Below are 17,508 nucleotides of genomic sequence, written 5' to 3' on the forward strand. Positions count from 1 at the left end.
GGCATCCGCCAGGTTGGGGTCCTGGGCGCCACCGGATCGATCGGCACCAGCACGCTCGATGTCATCGCGCGGCATCCGGACCGTTTTCGCGCCAGCATCCTCGTCGCGAACCGCGGCACGGAGGCGCTGGCGAAGCTTTGCGAGCGGTTCCGTCCCGACCTGGCGATCGTCGCCGATCCCTCCATGGAAGCCGACCTGGCCCGCCGGCTCGCGGCTGCCGGCGTGCGCTGCGAGATTGCCTCCGGTGCCGATGCGGTGACCGCCGCGGCGGCCGGACCACTCTGCGACACCGTCGTCGCTGCCATCGTAGGCGCGGCGGGACTCGACTCGACCCTGGCCGCAGCCCGCGCGGGCAAGCGCCTGCTGCTCGCGAACAAGGAATCCATCGTCATGGGCGGGGAACTGCTGCTGCAGGCCCTGCGCGAGGGCGGCGGCGACCTCATCCCGGTCGATTCCGAGCACAACGCCATTTTCCAGTGCCTGCCCGGCGGCCGCCCTGGCCTTGCAGGCGCCGGCGTCCGTCGCCTGATCCTGACCGCGTCGGGTGGTCCGTTCCGCGGCCGCACGCGCGCCGAACTCGGCGCGATCACGCCGGATGAGGCGTGCGCACACCCGAAGTGGTCGATGGGCCGGAAGATCTCGGTCGATTCGGCGACGTTGATGAACAAGGGCCTCGAGGTCATCGAGGCGCACCACCTGTTCGGCGCGCCAGCGGATGCGATCGACGTGGTCGTCCACCCGCAGAGCCTCGTCCACTCCATGGTCGATTACGTGGACGGCTCCGTGCTGGCCCAGCTCGGCAACCCGGACATGCGCACCGCGATCGCCTGCGCGCTCGCCTACCCCGAGCGGATCGAGGCCGGGGTCGCTCCGCTCGACCTGGCCGCCCATGCGCGCCTCGACTTCGAACAGCCGGACCTGGACACCTTCCGCTGCCTCGCCCTGGCATTCGCGGCTCTCCGCGCCGGCGGAGACGCCACGGCCATCCTGAACGCGGCGAACGAAGTGGCCGTGGACGCCTTCCTGGCCGGGACCCTGCCCTTCCTGGGCATCGCAGAGGTCGTTGAGCGGGTTCTTGAGGAACTGCCGGCCAATCCAGTGGTCGATGTCCAGACCCTTGTCGGGCGTGACGCTGAAGCCCGGCGGGCCGCCCGGGGCGTGCTTCACCGCGCTTACTGCTAAACTCGTTCCACCCAAACGTTTTTTCTCGAGACCCGCCCCCTCCGATGAGCCCATTCCTTGGTTCCGTGTTCTGGCTGCTGGTGACGCTTGGCGTCCTGGTGACCTTCCACGAATTCGGCCACTACTGGGTCGCCCGCCGCTGTGGCGTGCGCGTCCTGCGTTTCTCGGTGGGCTTCGGCCGGCCGCTGTGGCGCCGTGTCGCGAAGGACGGTACCGAATACCAGATCGCCGCCATCCCGCTCGGCGGTTACGTGAAGATGCTGGATGCCCGCGAGGGCGACGTGCCCGAGAGCGAGCGCGGCCAGGAATTCACCGGCAAATCGGTCTGGAAGCGCATCGCCATCGTGGCCGCCGGCCCGGTCTTCAATCTCGTCTTCACCATCGTCGCGTTCTGGGCCATGTACATGGTGGGCCGCCCTGACCTCGCGCCGATCATCTCGGCCGCGCCGGGCACCCCCGCCGCCGTCGCCGGCATCCACGCGGGCGATCGCCTGCTTGCGGTCGATGGCACGCGCGTCTCCACCTGGAGCGACGCCACCGACATCCTCTTCAACGGCCTGCTCGGCAACGAGCCCGTGCCGGTGCATGTCCGCGGCACCGATGGCAGCGAGCGCAACGTGGTCCTGCCCGTGCAGAACCTGGCCTTCGGCGATGCCGGCAAGCGCTTCCGCGAGCTGGGCCTCGACCTCGAGTCGCCGCCGGCGGTCATCAGCGAAGTGGTGCCTGGCGATCCGGCGGCCGTCGCCGGCCTGCGCCCGGGCGACCGCATCACCCAGGTCAACGGCCAGCCGGTGGACGATTTCGCCGCGTTTACGAAACTCGTGCAGGACCAGGCCGCAAAATCGCCGAAGCTCGCGCTCGGCATCGAGCGCGATGGCCACGCCTCCAGCGTCGACGTAACGGCGCGCATGAAGTCCGAGCAGGGGCAGCCCACGCGCTGGCTGGTCGGCATCGCCGGCAAGCCGCTCGAGTCCGCCATGCTGCGCTACGGGCCGGGCCGCGCCCTGACCGAGTCCCTGCGCGCCACATGGGCCGGCACGACCTCCACGTTGGGGATGATCGGCAAGATGCTCTCCGGCCAGGCTTCAGCGAAGAACATCTCGGGCGTCATCGGCATCGCCCAGGTCGCCAACAGCGCGGCCAACCAGGGGCTCGGCTGGTTCCTCAACTTCCTGGGGCTGGTGTCGCTGAGTCTTGCGATCTTGAACCTGCTGCCGATCCCCGTCTTGGACGGGGGACACCTGCTGTATTACCTTATTGAGTTGGTCAAAGGCAGCCCGGTCAGCGAACGCACCATGATCGCCGGCCAGTACGTCGGGCTCGCCCTGCTGTTCACACTGATGGGGTTGGCGTTTTTCAACGACATCCAGCGCATGCTCGTTTCGTGACGGGCGCGCACCTTCTTTACCCAGGCTGCGGGGGCGTCAGCTCCCATGGCCAGACGATGCCGGGCATGAGTCCGGCACGTGCTCCTCTTCGGTCACCGGCCTCGTCCGCCGTTGACTGGAATTAACCCATTGGAATCGACGATGAAGCGTATCGCCGCCCTGATCCTGCTTGCCTCCCTGTCCGCCAATGCGCTTGCGTTCGAGCCGTTTGTCGTTTCGGATATCCGTATCGACGGCCTGACCCGCATTGCGCAGGGCACGGTGCTGAGCTACATGCCGATCGAGAAGGGCGACACCGTCAGCGATGACAAGGTGCAGGCCGCCATCCGCGCCCTGTACCAGACCAAGTTCTTCAGCGACGTGGAAGTCAACCGCGAAGGTGACATCCTGGTCGTCAAGGTCATCGAGCGCCCGGCCATCGCCAAGCTCACCCTGCGTGGCAACAAGGACATCAAGGAAGAAGACCTGCGCAAGGGCCTGAAGGAGATCGGCCTCGCCGAGGGTGAAACCTTCGACCGGCTCTCGCTCGACCGCGTGCAGCAGGAACTCATCCGCCAGTACTACAACCGCGGCAAGTACAACGTGTCGGTCGATCCGCACGTCACCCAGCTGGATCGCAACCGCGTCGCCATCGATATCGAGATCCGCGAAGGCAAGGCCGCCAAGATCAAGGAGATCAACGTCGTCGGCAACAAGGCGTTCACGGACAAGCAGATCCGCGACGGCTTCGAATCGAACACGTCCAACTGGTTGTCCTGGTACTCCAAGGACGACCAGTACTCGCGCGAGAAGCTTTCGGGCGACCTGGAAAAGCTCAGCAACTACTACATGAACCGCGGCTACGCCGATTTCGGCATCGATTCCACGCAGGTGGCGATCAGCCCGGACAAGCGCGCCATGTACGTCGACGCCAGCGTCAAGGAAGGCGAGGTCTACACCGTCTCCGACGTGAAGCTGCTCGGTGAACTGATCCTGCCGGAAGACACGCTGCGCAAGCTGGTCTACATCCACAAGGGCGATACGTTCAACCGCGCCGCCATCGAAGCATCGAGCGACGCCATCAAGGCGATCCTCGCCAACATCGGTTACGCCTTCGCCAAGGTCACGCCGGTGCCGAAGCTCGACAAGGACAAGCGCACCGCCGACCTCACCCTGTTCATCGAACCGGGGAAGCGCGTGTACGTGCGCCGCGTGGTCTTCCAGGGCAATACCCGCACGGAAGACGAGGTGCTCCGCCGCGAAATGCGCCAGCTCGAAGGCGCGTGGTATTCGCAGGGCGCCATCGATCGTTCGAAGACCCGCCTGCAGCGCCTCGGCTTCTTCAAGACGGTCGACATCGACAAGCAGCTCGTCCCCGGTACCGTCGACCAGGTCGACCTCACCGCGAAGGTCGAGGAGCAGTCCGCCGGTTCGCTGATGTTCGGCGTGGGCTACTCGCAGTACTCCGGCATCATCCTGTCGGCGTCGGTCTCGCAGAACAACTTCATGGGTACCGGCGATCGCTTCTCGATCGGCGCGGAAACCAGCACGTACTACAAGCGCGTGAACGCCAGCTACGTGAACCCGTACCTCACGGATTCGGGCATCGCGCTGGGCTATAACCTCGGTTACAGCAAGCTCGATTACGGCGATACCGATCTCGCGAACTACACGTACAGCACCAAGTCGTTCGAAAGCACGCTGTCGATCCCCATCACCGACTTCGATTCGCTTTCGACCAGCCTCGGCATCAGCTCGAACCTGATCAACAGCTCGTTCTACACGCCGCGCCAGCTCGTGGCCTACCAGGACGCGCTGGGCAACAAGACGATCCACTCGTGGACCTCGAGCCTTGGCTACACCCACGACACCCGCAACAGCTACTGGGCGCCGACGCGCGGTGGCCAGCTGTCGCTGTCGATCTCGGGTGCCCTGCCCGGCTCCACCGTGCAGTACTACAAGATCTTCGCCGAAGCGAACCACTACTGGCCGATCGGCAAGGGTTTCGTGCTCTACCTCGATGGCCAGGTCGGTTACGGCAACACCTACGGCCAGAAGTACGACCACGACGGCTACGACATCGATCCGGCGACCGGCCAGATCCGTCTCGACGCTAACGGCAACCCGGTCAAGCTCTACACCAAGGGCCAGAAGGTGGAGTTCCCGTTCTGGGAGAACTACTACGCCGGTGGTGTGCGTGACGTCCGCGGCTTCCAGGACAACACCCTGGGTCCCCGCCTCTGCGACGGTGGCAGCGCCAGCTCCGCGCCGGACAAGCGCAACCAGTGTACGGGTGGCTACTACAGCTACGGCCAGCCGGTCGGTGGCGCGTTCAAGACGCTCGGTACGGCGCAGGTCTTCCTGCCGCTGCCGTTCCTGAAGGATGTGAACACCGCCCGCGTGTCCTGGTTCGTCGACGTCGGTAACGTCTACCAGAGCTACTCGACGTTCAAGGCCAGCGAGCTGCGCGCCTCGACCGGCCTGTCGCTGCAGTGGCAGGCGCCGATCGGCCCGCTGATCATCAACTTCGCGGTGCCGTTCCGTAAGCAGGATGGCGACAACCGCTTCGTCGAGCGCATCCAGTTCACGTTCGGCAGCCAGCTCTAAAAATCCCGGCGTCGCCGTTTGTACAATCCCGGGGTGGCAGGCTTATCCCCTGCCACCCCTTCTCTTTTGGGAGTCCCCCGTGAGCGGCAATCCCCACTACACCCTCGCCGAACTCGCCGAACGCTTCGGCCTCGAGGCGCACGGCGATCCGTCCACGACCGTGGATGGTGTCGGCACGCTCGCCGCCGCCACGTCCTCGCAGTTCACGTTCCTGTCGAACCCCAAATACACGTCGCAGCTGGCGGAAACCCAGGCCGGCATCGTTGTCCTGAACGCCGATGCCCTGCCCCTGCGCGCCGGCGCCGCGCTGGTCGCGAAAGACCCTTACGTGGCTTACGCGAAGATCGCCGCGCTGTTCGAACACACCGGCGACGCGCCCCGCGGCATCCATGCCAGCGCGGTCGTGGCGCCCTCGGCCCGCGTCCACCCGACGGCCAGCATCGGCCCCTGCTGCGTCGTGGAAGACGGCGCCGTCATCGAAGAGGGCGCGATCCTGGGCCCGCATTGCACGATCGGCCCCGGTTGCGTCGTGGGCGCGGGCTCCCGGCTCGTGGCGCGCGTCACGCTGGTGATCCGGGTCACCCTGGGCAAGCGCGTCCTTGTCCACCCCGGCGCGGTCATCGGCTCGGATGGCTTCGGTCTCGCGTTCGACCGCGATCACTGGGTGAAGCTGCCCCAGCTTGGCGGTGTGCGCATCGGCGATGACTGTGAAATCGGCGCGAATACGACCATCGACCGCGGCGCCCTGGAAGACACGGTGCTCGAGGAAGACGTGCGCCTGGATAACCAGATCCAGATCGCCCATAACGTGCATATCGGCGCCCATACGGCCATGGCAGGGTGCTCGGCGGTGGCAGGTAGTGCGAAAATCGGCCGTTACTGCCTCATCGGCGGCAACGCGGGCATCCTCGGGCACCTCGAGGTGGCCGACCGCGTTACCATCACGGCCAAGAGCCTGGTGACGGCATCCATTCGGGAACCGGGCGAATACTCGTCGGGTTCCCCGCTGCAGGAAAACCGCCAGTGGCGGCGCAATGCGGCGCGAATGAAACACCTAGATGAGTTTGCGCGCCGCCTGTCGGCGCTGGAAAAGGACAAAGGGCAATGACCGAAATGAAAGCTGCCGTGACGCTCCCGGTGGATGTCGAACAGATCCAGCGGCTCCTGCCGCACCGCTACCCGTTCCTGCTGGTGGACCGGGTGACGGAGATCGACCCGGGCAAGACCATCACGGCGATCAAGAACGTCACGATCAACGAGCCGTTCTTCCAGGGTCATTTCCCGGGCCACCCGGTCATGCCGGGCGTGCTCATCGTCGAGGCCATGGCGCAGACCGCCGGCCTGCTCACCCAGATCACCAGCCAGCTCGATGGTGCGAGCGGCAGCCCGCTGTTCTACCTGGTGAAGGTCGACAACGCCCGCTTCTCGGCCGTGGTATCGCCGGGCGACCAGCTGGTGATGAAGGTCTCGCTCAAGCGCCTCATCCGCGGCATGGGCCTGTTCGAAGCCAAGGCCTACGTCGATGGTGACATCGTCGCCTGCTGCGAGCTCATGTGCGCGGCGAGGAACGACAAATGATCCACCCGACCGCGCAGATCGATCCGTCCGCGCGGGTCGCGGATAACGTCAGCATCGGTGCGTACAGCATCATCGGTGCCGACGTCGTCATCGGCGAGGGCACCAGCGTAGGTCCGCACGTGGTGATCGAAGGCCCGACGGTGATCGGCCGCGATAATCGCATCATGCAGTTCGCGTCCATCGGCGGTCCGCCACAGGACAAGAAGTGGCAGGGCGAGCGCACCGAGGTCATCATCGGCGACCGCAACCTCGTCCGCGAATTCGTCACGATCAATCGTGGCACCGGGGACGGCGGCGGCATCACCCGCATCGGCAACGACAACTGGCTGCTCGCCTACGTGCACATCGCGCACGACTGCCAGGTGGGCAACCACGTCGTGTTCTCGAATTACTCGGCACTGGCCGGCCACGCCGAGATCGGCGACTGGACGATCATGTCCGGCTATTCCGGCGTGCACCAGTTCTGCAAGGTGGGCGCGCACGCGTTCATCGGCATGGGCTGCCTGGTGGGCTCCGACGTACCGCCGTTCGTCATGATGGCCAACGAGACGCGCGGCCGCCCGCGCGGCATCAACAGCGAGGGCCTCAAGCGCCGTGGCTTCGATACGGCGCGCATCGCGTCGATCAAGCGCGCCTACCGCACCCTGTACATGGCGGGCCTGCCGCTGGCCGAAGCGCGCGAGCAACTGGTCACCCTGGCTGAAACCAGCGAGGACGTGCGCCAGATGCTCGAGTTCCTCGACCGTAGCGAGCGCTCGCTCGCGCGGTGAGCGAAGTGAACGACGCTCCTGTCATCGCCCTGGTCGCCGGTGAGGATTCCGGCGACCAGCTCGGCGCCGACCTGCTCGACGCGCTGCGCGCCCGCTACCCCGGCGCGCGCTTCGTGGGCATCGGTGGCCGGCGCATGATGGCCCGTGGCTTTGAATCCTGGTTCGATATCCGCGAACTTTCGGTCATGGGCTTCGCCGAGGTCGTGAAGCACCTCCCGCGCCTGCTGAAACTGCGCAAGGCGCTGGTGCAACGCCTGCTGGATCTACGCCCCGACGTCACGATCGGCATCGACGCACCCGACTTCAACCTCGGCGTGGAGCGCAAGCTCAAGGCTGCAGGGCTGCGCACGGTGCACTACGTAAGCCCATCGGTGTGGGCCTGGCGGGAAAAGCGGGCGGAAAAAATCGGCCAGTCGGCCGACCGCGTGCTGTGCCTGTTCCCGATGGAGCCGCCGATCTACGCGAACCACGGCGTCGACGCCCGCTTTGTCGGCCACCCGCTGGCCGATACCTTCCCCATGGTCTCCGACCGCGCCGGCGCCCGCGATGCGCTGGGCCTGCCGCATGATGCACCGGTCCTGGCCGTGCTGCCCGGCAGCCGCCCCAGCGAAATCGAGCGCATCGGGGCTATTTTCATCGATGCCGCCCGACGCGTGGCCGAAGCCATGCCGAACCTGCGCATCGTGGTGCCCGCTGCCAATGAGCGCGTGCATGCGCGCCTGGCCGGGCTCCTGGCGGGCTTCCCGGGCACGCCGCCGCTGCTCACCGACGGGCACTCCCACGAAGCCATGCTGGCCGCCGACACGGTGCTGCTCGCCTCCGGCACGGCCACGCTCGAGGCCATGCTGGCCAAGCGGCCCATGGTCGTGGGCTACCGGGTATCGCCCACCAGCTACCGCATCGCGAAAGCGCTGCGCATGCTGAAGACCGACGTCTACGCCCTGCCCAACATCCTCGGGCGCGCCTGCGGCCTTGGCCGCAAGCTGCTGGTGCCGGAATACATGCAGGACGACTGCACGGCGGAGAACCTCGCCGCCGCGACGCTGGACATGCTTGGCGATAGCGAACGGCGTGGCGCGATCGTCGCGGCCTTCGAATTCCTCCACCAGGCGCTGCGCGGCGGCCTCGAGGGCCGTGCCGCCGACCATGCGGCGGATGCCGTGGCCGATTTCGTGAAGACGCCCGCCTTGCCTGCCACGGGCGGCGCGCACTAGGCTTCCACCCCCATGCCGCGCAAGACGAACATCACCCGCCAGCTCAGCCCCGACCTCGTCGTCGCGGGCGTGGACGAGGCCGGCCGCGGGCCGCTGGCAGGCCCGGTCGTCGTCGCCGCCGTCATCCTCGACCCGGCGCGGGTCATCCGTGGCCTCAACGACTCGAAGCAGCTCGATGAGGCCACCCGCGAAAAGCTCTACGCCCGCATCATCGAGCGCGCCCTCGCCTACAGCGTCATCTTCGTCGAGCGCGAGGAGATCGACGCGATCAATATCTTCCAGGCCACCATGGTGGGCATGACGCGCGCCCTCATGGGACTGTCCCTCGCCCCGACCATGGCCCTGGTCGACGGCAACCGGCTGCCGCGCACCCTGCCCTGCACGGCGCAGGCGGTCATCGGCGGCGATGCCACCGAGCCGGCGATCAGCGCGGCCTCCATCCTGGCCAAGGTCAGTCGCGACCGGCACATGAAGGCGCTGGACAGCGTGCACCCGGGCTATGGCTTCGCGAAGCACAAGGGCTATGCCGTGCCCGAGCACATGGAAGCACTGGACCGGCTGGGCCCCTGCGACGCCCACCGGCGCAGCTTTGCCCCCGTGAAACGCTGGTTCGAACCGGAAGGCCTGGGCGAGCCCATCGCCGACCTGTTTGCCGTAGCTACCTGAACGGATCGGGCCGCGAACGCGGCAAAGCCTAAAGTCCCCGTCGGCATGGCCGATAGCCCAGCTAACGCCCCCCACACACACGGGCGTCCGCTTTAGCCATCGAAACAGGGACTACCATGAAGAAGATCGCCATCGCCGCCGTGCTGATGCTCGCCGCCCCGCTGTCCGCGCAGGCCGCGTGCGCCGCCAAGGATTTCGCCATCGACGGCTTCGCCGTAAAGCTGCAGCAGGGCTCGGGCCAGCCGCGCTTCAGCATGAAGGGCAACCTCGTCAACAAGTGCACCGAAGCCGCCGCCGCGCAGGTTCGCATCGACGCGAAGGACGCCTCGGGCAAGGTCATCGCCAGCAAGCAGGGCTGGCCGGCAGGCACCTCGAACATCGAACCGGGCAAGAGCGTCGATTTCGACCTCGGCCGCCTGTTCCGTTACTCGCCGGACATGTCGGACTACACCGTCGTCGTGTCGGACGTGAAGGCCTGGTAATACCGGCTTTTGCTATGTAGGAGCCCACCCTGTGGGCGACGGCTTGTGGGAGTGAGCTTGCGAACGATGCTCTTTCGCGGCGCCATCGCTCGCAAGCTCGCTCCCACAACCCTTAGGGTGAGCTCCTACAATGCGATCCAGGCGACCTTGTCGCCGGGTTGGAACGCGCTAGCGCGTGATGGCAGCCACACCAGCGCGTGTGCCGACGCCAGGTTGCTGAGCATGTGTGAATCCTGTCGGGGCAACAGCGCCAGCCGCGCCGTGCCATCGCCCATATCCAGGGCCATCCGCACCAGCCGGTCACGCTCGCCGTCGGCGTCGACGGCACCCTCGAGCACACCCTGGCGCCACGCTGGTTGCACCGCGGTCTCTCCCTCCAGCCGGGCAAGCACGGCACGTGCATGCACCGCCAGGCAGACCAGCACCGCCGCCGGATTTCCCGGCATGCCGAGCAGCACCTTGCCATCGCGCACGCCGAACCACAGCGGCTTGCCGGGCTTCTGTGCCACTTTCCAGAACACTTTGCGTACGCCGAGCCGGTCGGCCACGAGCGGAACGTAGTCGCGGTCGCCGACGGATACGCCGCCGCTGGTCACCACGATATCGGCGCTGTCCAGCGCGGCGCTCATCGATTCCTCCAGCGCGGCCTCGTCGTCAGGCACGTAAGCGACGACCGGCTCGCCGTAGCCGTTCTCCACGAACCACGCCCGCAGCAGCGGACCGTTCGCGTCATACACCTTCGCCGGCGGGAGTTCCTCACCCACGCGCACCACTTCGTCACCGGTCACCAGCACCGCCACGCGGGGGCGCCTGCGCACGTCCACGCTGTCGATCCCGGCCATGGCAAGCGCCGCGAGGAGGCCCGCCGTGACACGCTGGCCGGCCTGGGCGATCGGTGCGCCTTCGACCAGTTCCTCGCCTTCGTAGCGCACGCCCTCGCCTGCGGGAACCACTTCGCGCAGGGAGATTTCATCGCCATCACGGTCGACGATCTCCTGGCGCGCCACGGCATCCGCCCCCTGCGGCAGCAAGCCACCGGTGAAGATACGCACGGCCTGGCCAGGACCGACGGTGACGCCGGCGGGCTCACCGGCAGCCGCGGTGCCGACCAGCGTACGCAGCCGGTCGCCGTCTTCACTGCGGATGGCATAACCATCCAGCGAACTCTGGGTAAACCGCGGCAGCGCGATGCGCGCGCACGGCGATTCGGCAAGGACCGCGCCCAGCGCGAGTTCCACGGGCACGCGCTGCGTACCTAGCGGCATGACGTGTTCGCGGTACCGCGCGAACGCTTCCTGCAACGGCAGCAGCGCCATCTCAGCCCGCCTCCCCGTAACCGCCCGGGTGACGGCCACCGGAGCGGCCCGTTTCGATCAGGTGGATGAGACCCGGCAACGTGGCAGCGAGCGACTCGCTGGCACCGCCGCGGCTGCCCGGGAAGGTGAGGACCAGGGTTTCGCCGGCGTAGCCCGCCACGCCGCGCGAGAGCATGGCGAACGGCATGCGCTGCTGGCCGAAGGCGCGCGCCGTCTCCATGATCCCCGGGATTTCCACGTCGAGCATGGGCTTCACCGTGTCCACGGTGATGTCGCGCGGCCCCAGGCCGGTGCCACCCACGGTGATCACGAGGGCTACCTGGCGCTCGCGAAGCGTACGCAGGTGGCTTGCCAGCACGTGCGCGTCATCGGGGAGCACGCTGTATTCGATCGGGTTGAATCCCGCCGCTTCGAGCGCATCGCGTACGAAGGTTCCCGCGGTATCCGGCTTCGCACCGCTGGCGACGGTATCGGAGAGCACGATGACCGCCGCGCTTCGTGGCTGCGCCAGCGTGCGCCGGTAATGCGATTTCCCGCCCAGCTTGCGCTCGAGCCGGCAATCCTCGATGTGCAGCTCCTCGGGCTCGGCGTACGGCTTGAGCATGTCGTAAAGCGTGAGCGCGGCCAGGCTGGCCGCCGTGAGCGCCTCCATCTCCACGCCGGTCGGCCCGATCGTCTCCACCTCGGCGATCACGCGCACCGAGGTTTCCGCCAGTTCGTACGTGACATCGGCGCGGTGGATCGGCAGCGGGTGGCATAGCGGGATCAGCTCATCCGTGCGTTTCGCCGCGAGGATGCCGGCAACGCGCGCCGTCTTGAGTGCGTCGCCCTTCTCCGTCTCGCCGCTGCGCAGCAGCGCGATGCAATGGGCGGGGGCATGCAGGGTGGCGGTGGCGCGGGCAACGCGCTTCGAATCCGGCTTCTGGCTGACGTCTTTCATCCGTGGCTCGTATGCGAGTGGTGGCGGTGCGCGTGGGGCGCCGGTTCATCGAGGTCATCGCGGATGCAGCAGCCTTCGACGAACGCGCTGCTGCCGTCCGCGTAGAACTCTTCCTTCCAGATAGGCGCGCCATGTTTCACGGCGTCCACGACATAGCGGCAGGCCTCGAACGCTTCCGCACGGTGCGGCGCCCGCACCACGCAGGCGATGGCGATGTCGCCGATCCCAAGGTCTCCCAGGCGGTGGACGATGCGCACATACGGCACGCTGAAGCGGCGGCGGGCCTCGGCCTCGACGTCGCGGATGACCTTTTCCGCCAGCGGCTCGTGCGCCGTATAGACCAGGCGCAGGACGGAACGGCCGTCATGGTGGTCGCGGACGGTGCCAACGAACATGGCGAGGCCGCCGCACTCCGGGTGCGTATCCAGCTCGAGCAGCGGCTCGATGGCGACGGGCTCGTGGGAGAGAACGGGATGCGCCATCGTCAGCCCCCGGCAACCGGCGGCAGCAGCGCGATGCGCCGGTCCGCAGGCAAGGCATCCGCGCGGCGCACGATCGTGTCGCCGGAAACGCAGGCGCAACGGTCGAGCGACGCGGCCAACTCCGGGTGCGCGCCGGCGAGCAGCGTCACCGCATCGCCGATAGTGCGCGCATCCGCCGGTGCATCCACCGTGACTTCGCGCGTACCGGCCAGCCTTTCGAGGTTGGCGTAGAGTTCAAAGGTTATGGGGTTCATGGGTCTCTCGGGTGGGGTCAGCCGCCCATGGCGTGCATGGTGATCGGACGATCGACCGGGCCGGGGCGCGCCGCGTAGCCGGCCTCCTTCAGCCATACCGCGCGGCGGACCGTCGCGGCCAGCGTTTCGTCGTCGAGGCCTTCACGCATCCGCGCGCCGAGCGGCGTCCCGACCGGCGAGAACAGGCAGGTGAACAGCTCGCCGGTGGCGGTGAGCCGCAGGCGATCGCAGCTCGCGCAGAACGGATGCGATACGGTCGAAATGATGCCCAGCGGGTAATGGCCATCCACCCGATACGGCGACGCCGGATCGTTGGCGCGCGGCAAAGTCTCGACGCTGTGCGTCGCCGAAATCGCCGCCAGCATGTCGGCCTCGCTGACCACGGCATCGCGTCGCCAGTGGCCGGGAGCATCCAGCGGCATGTACTCGATGAAACGGAGCGGCAGCTGGCGGGCCATGGCCCATTCCAGCAAGGGCACGACCTGGTGTTCGTTGTCGCCGCGCACCACGACCGCGTTGATCTTTACCGCGGCGCCCGCGTCAGCCAGGGCCTGGATGCCATCGAGGACGGGCGCGATCTCCCGCTTCGTCATCTGGCGGAAAATCGCTGGATCCACGGCATCCAGGCTCACATTGAAGTCGTCGACACCCGCAGCGACCAGGGTGGCCGCGACCGGCGCGATACGCGATGCGTTGGTGGTCATGGAAATGCGGCGCAACCCGCGCCCGCGCAGCCCGTCGATTGCCTTCACGCATTCCACGAGGTCCCGCCGGAGCAGCGGCTCACCGCCAGTCAGCCGGATCTGTTCGATGCCCTGGTCGACGAACAGGCCCGCCAGGCGCAGGATTTCACCGCGATCAAGGAGGCTCGCGCGCGGTAGCCAGTCCGGGTGCTCTGGCATGCAGTACGTGCAGCGAAAGTTGCAGCGATCCGTCAGTGAGATCCGCAACTTGCGCTTGGTACGGCCGTGGCTGTCGATCAGTGGGGACATGGACGTAAGGTAACCGCAGGCCTGTTAATACGGGCGTGTCATAAACCACCCTTTCCTTCACGCCACATCGTGCCAGAGAACGGCCGGCCGCGCCTTGCACGGGTTGGCTGGGACACGCACGGACCCTTGCCAGAAGTCATGCCGCGGCGTTCATCGGGACCGCCGTGGCGGCGGATTTTCCGCAGCGCGTCACGCGGACCCTGAAAAAAAGGTGCATCGGATACGAAAAATCTTCTCCGACCCTATTTTCAGCGGACGAAAGCAACGCTAGAGTGAGTCGCCCGCTGGGCACCGGCCTTCAAGGGCCGCCTCATTCGATCTTAGTGACAAGGAATATCATGGCCACTTCCAAAAAAACGGCGGCAAAGAAGGCCGCCGCCAAGGCTCCCGCCAAGGCTGCCAAGGCACCTGCCGCGCTGAAGCCGATCAAGGATCCGCTGTCGAAGTCGTCGCTCGTCTCGCACATCGTCGAGCAGAGCGGCGTGGACTCGAAGAGCGTCAAGGCCGTCCTGGCCTCGCTCGAAGGCGCGATCAGCGCTTCGGTCCACAAGAAGGGCGCTGGCACCTTCACGCTGCCGGGCCTGCTGAAGATCACCTCCGTTGCCGTGGCTGCCAAGCCGAAGCGCAAGGGCAAGGATCCGTTCACGGGTGAAGAGCGCTGGTTCGCTGCCAAGCCCGCCTCGGTGAAGGTCAAGGTCCGTCCGCTGAAGAAGCTCAAGGACGCGGCCGCCTGATCTTTCGCGGTGGCTTGAAGCCGCCGCGGATCGACGAGGTACCCGAAAGCCCCCGCCCCTGGCGGGGGCTTTTTTTGTTCTTCGCGGAAGCACGAGGCCGAGTACTACACCGCGCTTTCGAATCGGTTCATTCGCTGGCGCGAATGCGTGTGACCAGCGGCTGACGCCGCCTCGCCCTGTAGGCTGAGGATGCTGCGGGTGGGCAGGCCCTTGGGGCCGCCAGGCGCGGACCTTCGGACCGGGCCGTAGATCCCTCGACGCGCAAATCGCTGCGATTGGCGGCCCTCCGCTCATGTCGGCCCCAAGGGCCTGCCCACCCGCGCCCCGAGCGCTGAGGTTCTCGGCGGGAGAGCCCGTAACGTGTAGCAACTCGCCTGTGGGAGCGCGCTTGCGCGCGATGGGCCAACGGAGCGACGAGGCGGCGGGCCTTCTCGCGTGCGTGGCTGTCGTTTGATCTGCGGCGGCGTGATGGCGACGGCATAAGCCGTTATCGCATCGCCGGGAGGGCTTCCGTGCGTACCGTATGCTGAGCGCGCGTAGTGTTTGCCGGCATGCGACATCACCGCTTCGTTGGCCTATCGCGCGCAAGCGCGCTCCCACAAGGGGCGCGGCTTCGGTGTACCGGCTTGTGCCGCACGAAACGAAGCGTGTCGACTCGGGAGCGGGCAGGCCCTGGCGGCCGACATGAGCGGAGGGCCGCGTGAGGCAACGCGTTTCGCGACAAGGGAGCTACGGCCCGGTCCGACGGTCCGCGCCTGGCGGCCGCCAGGGCCTGACCGATCCCGACCCCGGCGACGCACCCAGCCTAAGGCGGCGCAAGCCGCTCAGTACACGCATTCGCCCCAGCGAATGAACCGATTGCCGCCGGAGCGAGACGATCATCAAGCGACAAAGCACTTGACGACAAATGTAGTCAGGCGCATTCTGCCTACATCTGTAGTCAGGAGCGTCACCGTGGCGAAGAAGTCGATCGGCGATCAGGAACTCGCCCTTTTGCAGTACATCGAGGAAGCGCCGAAGAGCTCGGTCGCCGAGGTGTGCGCCGGGTACGGCGAGCCGCGCGGGCTCGCGCGCTCCACCGTGCTCACCATGATGGAACGGCTCCGCGCGAAGGGTTACCTCGCGCGGCGCAAGGCCGAAGGGTCGTTCCGGTACAGCGTCACCGGCGAATCCGGTGAAGTCATGACCGGCGCCGTCGCCCGTTTCGTGGAGCGCACCCTGCAGGGCTCCGTCTCCCCCTTCGTCGCATGGATGGCCGAACGCGGCCAGGTCAGCGACAGCGAACTCGCCGAACTCGAGGCCCTCGTCGGGCAACTGCAATCGAAGCGCAAGGGACGCTGACCATGGATATCCTCCTGGATACATTGTTCGCACGACTCGCCGCGGCCTCCGTACAGACCCTGCTGTTCACTGCGTTCATCTGGACGCTGTGCCGCTTCCTGCCCACGCTCAGCGCAGCGACGCGGTCCTGGATGTGGTGGCTCGTCGGTGCACAGATGGTCGTGGGCCTATGTGTTCCCGGCACGATCGAACTGCCGCTGTTACCGGTCGCCGCACCCACCGTCATCGTCTCGAACGACCCGGCCGTACCCCTGGTGATGAGCATCACCGACATGCCTTCACCCGAGCCGCTCACTGCGGGGCAATGGTCGTGGGCCACTGTGCTGCTGGCTGCGTGGGCGTTGCTCGTGCTCGTCCAGGCGGCGGTCGGCTTCGTGCGGTGGCGGCGCATCGCTGGCGTGGTCGCCCGCTCCCTGCCCCACGACGATGTGCGCCTGGAGACGCTTTGCGCCCAGCGTGCACGTGCGCTCGGGCTGCGCCGTTCGCCACGCCTCGCCGTCTCGGCCGAGGTGGATTCACCGCAGGTCGTGGGCCTGTTGCGCCCGACGATCCTGTTGCCGCTGGACGATACGTTTGGCGATGACGAACGTGCCGCATCCTGAAAAGGAGACTCGATATGCTCGGTCAGTCGCAGGACGCTCGCCCACGCGTCATCACAACGCTCATCGTTGCATCGCTCGCCCTTGCCGCCGCCCTGCCCTGGCGTGTCGTCGCCGCGGCGTCGCAGGTGAATACGCCGACCGCAGCGGCAGAACCGGTGGCGGCACCCAGGCCCGTCGCGCCCGCCGTCGCCGTTGTCGTCGACAAGCAAGCCGTGCCGGCCAATGCCATGCGCATCAGCATGGACAAGCACGGCTCGCCCGGCACGCCGGCGCTGATCACGTACCCACCTGCGCCGCCCGCGCCGCCCGCGCCGGAGGCACCCGCCGCACCGAAAGCGCCTGCCGCACCGCCTGCTCCACCCGCACCGCCAGCGCCGCCCGTCGCCGATGCGGACCACCTGCATTCGTCGTACAGCTCGACCGGCGATCACGGCGAGCGCCATTACCAGACGATCGACGAGCGGAATGGTTACGTCGAGATCAGCAACGAAGACGGCCGTTGGGAGTTGCGCGACCCGAGCTACCTGGCCCGGATCCGCGCGATCTACGAGAACACCTGGAAGGGCGGCCCCGCGCCGCTGCAGCAGCCGATCGACCCGAAGCGCGCGGCGGAGCTGGACCAGCGCCAGGCGCTGCTCAGCGAGCAGATGGCCAAACTCTCCGAGCGGCAGTCCCAGCTTGCGATCGCCGAATCGCAATCGGGCCACGCCGGTAACCCTGAATACGCCCGTGCACATAGCGAGATCGGCCGCGAGCAGGGCGAAATCGGCCGGCAGATGGGCGAAGTAGCCCGCGAGCGAGCCATGCACGGCCGCAGCGAAGCCGAGTGGAACCGTGCGATCGCCGAGCAGGCCCGCAAGGCCAACGACCAGGTCCAGGCCGTCCTCGCCGAGGCGCGCCGCAACCACGCCCTGACCAGGGTCAACTGACGCACGCGCCGCACTCCGGTATCGTGAGGGGCTTACCGCACATCCTGCGGTG

The 17,508-nt window shown here is 67.2% G+C and carries 18 protein-coding genes; 13 read left to right on the top strand and 5 right to left on the bottom strand.

The genetic code is table 11. The annotated features are described in order from the left end of the window. Window positions 1–3: 3 nt before the first annotated feature. From ACZ6YI_RS01555 to ACZ6YI_RS01595, 9 genes are all read left to right on the top strand, one after another. Window positions 4–1,182: a 1-deoxy-D-xylulose-5-phosphate reductoisomerase gene (locus tag ACZ6YI_RS01555; RefSeq protein ID WP_465777367.1), complete on the top strand. Its 1,179-nt coding sequence runs from the start codon at window positions 4–6 to the stop codon at window positions 1,180–1,182. Window positions 1,183–1,226: 44 nt separating this feature from the next. Continuing rightward, window positions 1,227–2,570: an RIP metalloprotease RseP gene (gene rseP, locus ACZ6YI_RS01560; protein ID WP_465777125.1), complete on the top strand. Its 1,344-nt coding sequence runs from the start codon at window positions 1,227–1,229 to the stop codon at window positions 2,568–2,570. Window positions 2,571–2,711: 141 nt separating this feature from the next. Beyond that, complete coding sequence (bamA, locus tag ACZ6YI_RS01565; protein WP_465777126.1) at window positions 2,712–5,156, top strand: outer membrane protein assembly factor BamA; 2,445 nt, start codon at window positions 2,712–2,714, stop codon at window positions 5,154–5,156. A 79-nt stretch (window positions 5,157–5,235) separates the two neighbouring features. Beyond that, the gene (lpxD, locus tag ACZ6YI_RS01570) at window positions 5,236–6,264 is read left to right on the top strand and encodes a UDP-3-O-(3-hydroxymyristoyl)glucosamine N-acyltransferase (RefSeq protein WP_465777127.1); all 1,029 of its coding nucleotides are present in this window, start codon (window positions 5,236–5,238) and stop codon (window positions 6,262–6,264) included. Window positions 6,265–6,269: 5 nt separating this feature from the next. Continuing rightward, a complete protein-coding gene (gene fabZ, locus ACZ6YI_RS01575) occupies window positions 6,270–6,734 on the top strand; it encodes a 3-hydroxyacyl-ACP dehydratase FabZ (protein WP_440328254.1) in 465 nt (154 codons plus the stop codon). After that, window positions 6,731–7,504, top strand: a complete 774-nt coding sequence (gene lpxA / locus ACZ6YI_RS01580; protein WP_465777128.1) for an acyl-ACP--UDP-N-acetylglucosamine O-acyltransferase — start codon at window positions 6,731–6,733, stop codon at window positions 7,502–7,504. Before fabZ ends, lpxA begins: the two co-directional genes overlap by 4 nt. A gap of 5 nt (window positions 7,505–7,509) precedes the next feature. Next, window positions 7,510–8,718 (top strand): lipid-A-disaccharide synthase, encoded by a 1,209-nt coding sequence (gene lpxB / locus ACZ6YI_RS01585; protein WP_465777129.1) that lies wholly within the window; start codon window positions 7,510–7,512, stop codon window positions 8,716–8,718. Between the two features lie 12 nt (window positions 8,719–8,730). Continuing rightward, window positions 8,731–9,384 carry a ribonuclease HII gene (gene rnhB / locus ACZ6YI_RS01590; protein WP_465777130.1) on the top strand — a complete coding sequence of 218 codons (654 nt, stop codon included), beginning with the start codon at window positions 8,731–8,733 and terminating at the stop codon, window positions 9,382–9,384. 116 nt (window positions 9,385–9,500) lie between these two features. Then, on the top strand, window positions 9,501–9,866 hold the full coding sequence (locus ACZ6YI_RS01595) for a hypothetical protein (protein WP_440328243.1): 366 nt from the start codon (window positions 9,501–9,503) through the stop codon (window positions 9,864–9,866). A 125-nt stretch (window positions 9,867–9,991) separates the two neighbouring features. On the opposite strand, the gene ACZ6YI_RS01600 is transcribed toward ACZ6YI_RS01595, so the two are convergent. The 5 genes from ACZ6YI_RS01600 to moaA are packed head-to-tail and all read right to left on the bottom strand — an operon-like array spanning window position 9,992 to window position 13,850. Then, entirely contained in the window at window positions 9,992–11,182 is a 1,191-nt protein-coding gene (locus ACZ6YI_RS01600; RefSeq protein WP_465777131.1) for a molybdopterin molybdotransferase MoeA, read from the bottom strand. Between the two features lies 1 nt (window position 11,183). Beyond that, the gene (gene moaCB, locus ACZ6YI_RS01605; RefSeq protein ID WP_465777132.1) at window positions 11,184–12,122 is read right to left on the bottom strand and encodes a bifunctional molybdenum cofactor biosynthesis protein MoaC/MoaB; all 939 of its coding nucleotides are present in this window, start codon (window positions 12,120–12,122) and stop codon (window positions 11,184–11,186) included. Then, entirely contained in the window at window positions 12,119–12,604 is a 486-nt protein-coding gene (locus ACZ6YI_RS01610) for a molybdenum cofactor biosynthesis protein MoaE (protein WP_465777133.1), read from the bottom strand. Before ACZ6YI_RS01610 ends, moaCB begins: the two co-directional genes overlap by 4 nt. A gap of 2 nt (window positions 12,605–12,606) precedes the next feature. Further along, window positions 12,607–12,858 carry a MoaD/ThiS family protein gene (locus ACZ6YI_RS01615; protein WP_465777134.1) on the bottom strand — a complete coding sequence of 84 codons (252 nt, stop codon included), beginning with the start codon at window positions 12,856–12,858 and terminating at the stop codon, window positions 12,607–12,609. A gap of 17 nt (window positions 12,859–12,875) precedes the next feature. Beyond that, the gene (gene moaA, locus ACZ6YI_RS01620) at window positions 12,876–13,850 is read right to left on the bottom strand and encodes a GTP 3',8-cyclase MoaA (protein WP_465777135.1); all 975 of its coding nucleotides are present in this window, start codon (window positions 13,848–13,850) and stop codon (window positions 12,876–12,878) included. 335 nt (window positions 13,851–14,185) lie between these two features. On the opposite strand from moaA, the gene ACZ6YI_RS01625 reads away from it, so the two are divergent. The 4 genes from ACZ6YI_RS01625 (at window position 14,186) to ACZ6YI_RS01640 (ending at window position 17,456) form a co-directional block, all read left to right on the top strand. Then, on the top strand, window positions 14,186–14,584 hold the full coding sequence (locus tag ACZ6YI_RS01625) for an HU family DNA-binding protein (protein WP_440328256.1): 399 nt from the start codon (window positions 14,186–14,188) through the stop codon (window positions 14,582–14,584). A 954-nt stretch (window positions 14,585–15,538) separates the two neighbouring features. After that, entirely contained in the window at window positions 15,539–15,925 is a 387-nt protein-coding gene (locus tag ACZ6YI_RS01630; RefSeq protein WP_440329919.1) for a BlaI/MecI/CopY family transcriptional regulator, read from the top strand. Between the two features lie 2 nt (window positions 15,926–15,927). After that, window positions 15,928–16,527 (top strand): M56 family metallopeptidase, encoded by a 600-nt coding sequence (locus ACZ6YI_RS01635; RefSeq protein WP_465777136.1) that lies wholly within the window; start codon window positions 15,928–15,930, stop codon window positions 16,525–16,527. Window positions 16,528–16,541: 14 nt separating this feature from the next. Beyond that, window positions 16,542–17,456, top strand: a complete 915-nt coding sequence (locus ACZ6YI_RS01640) for a hypothetical protein (protein WP_465777137.1) — start codon at window positions 16,542–16,544, stop codon at window positions 17,454–17,456. Window positions 17,457–17,508: the final 52 nt, after the last annotated feature.

It is taken from the genome of Luteibacter sp. NPDC104163, assembly GCF_055584245.1.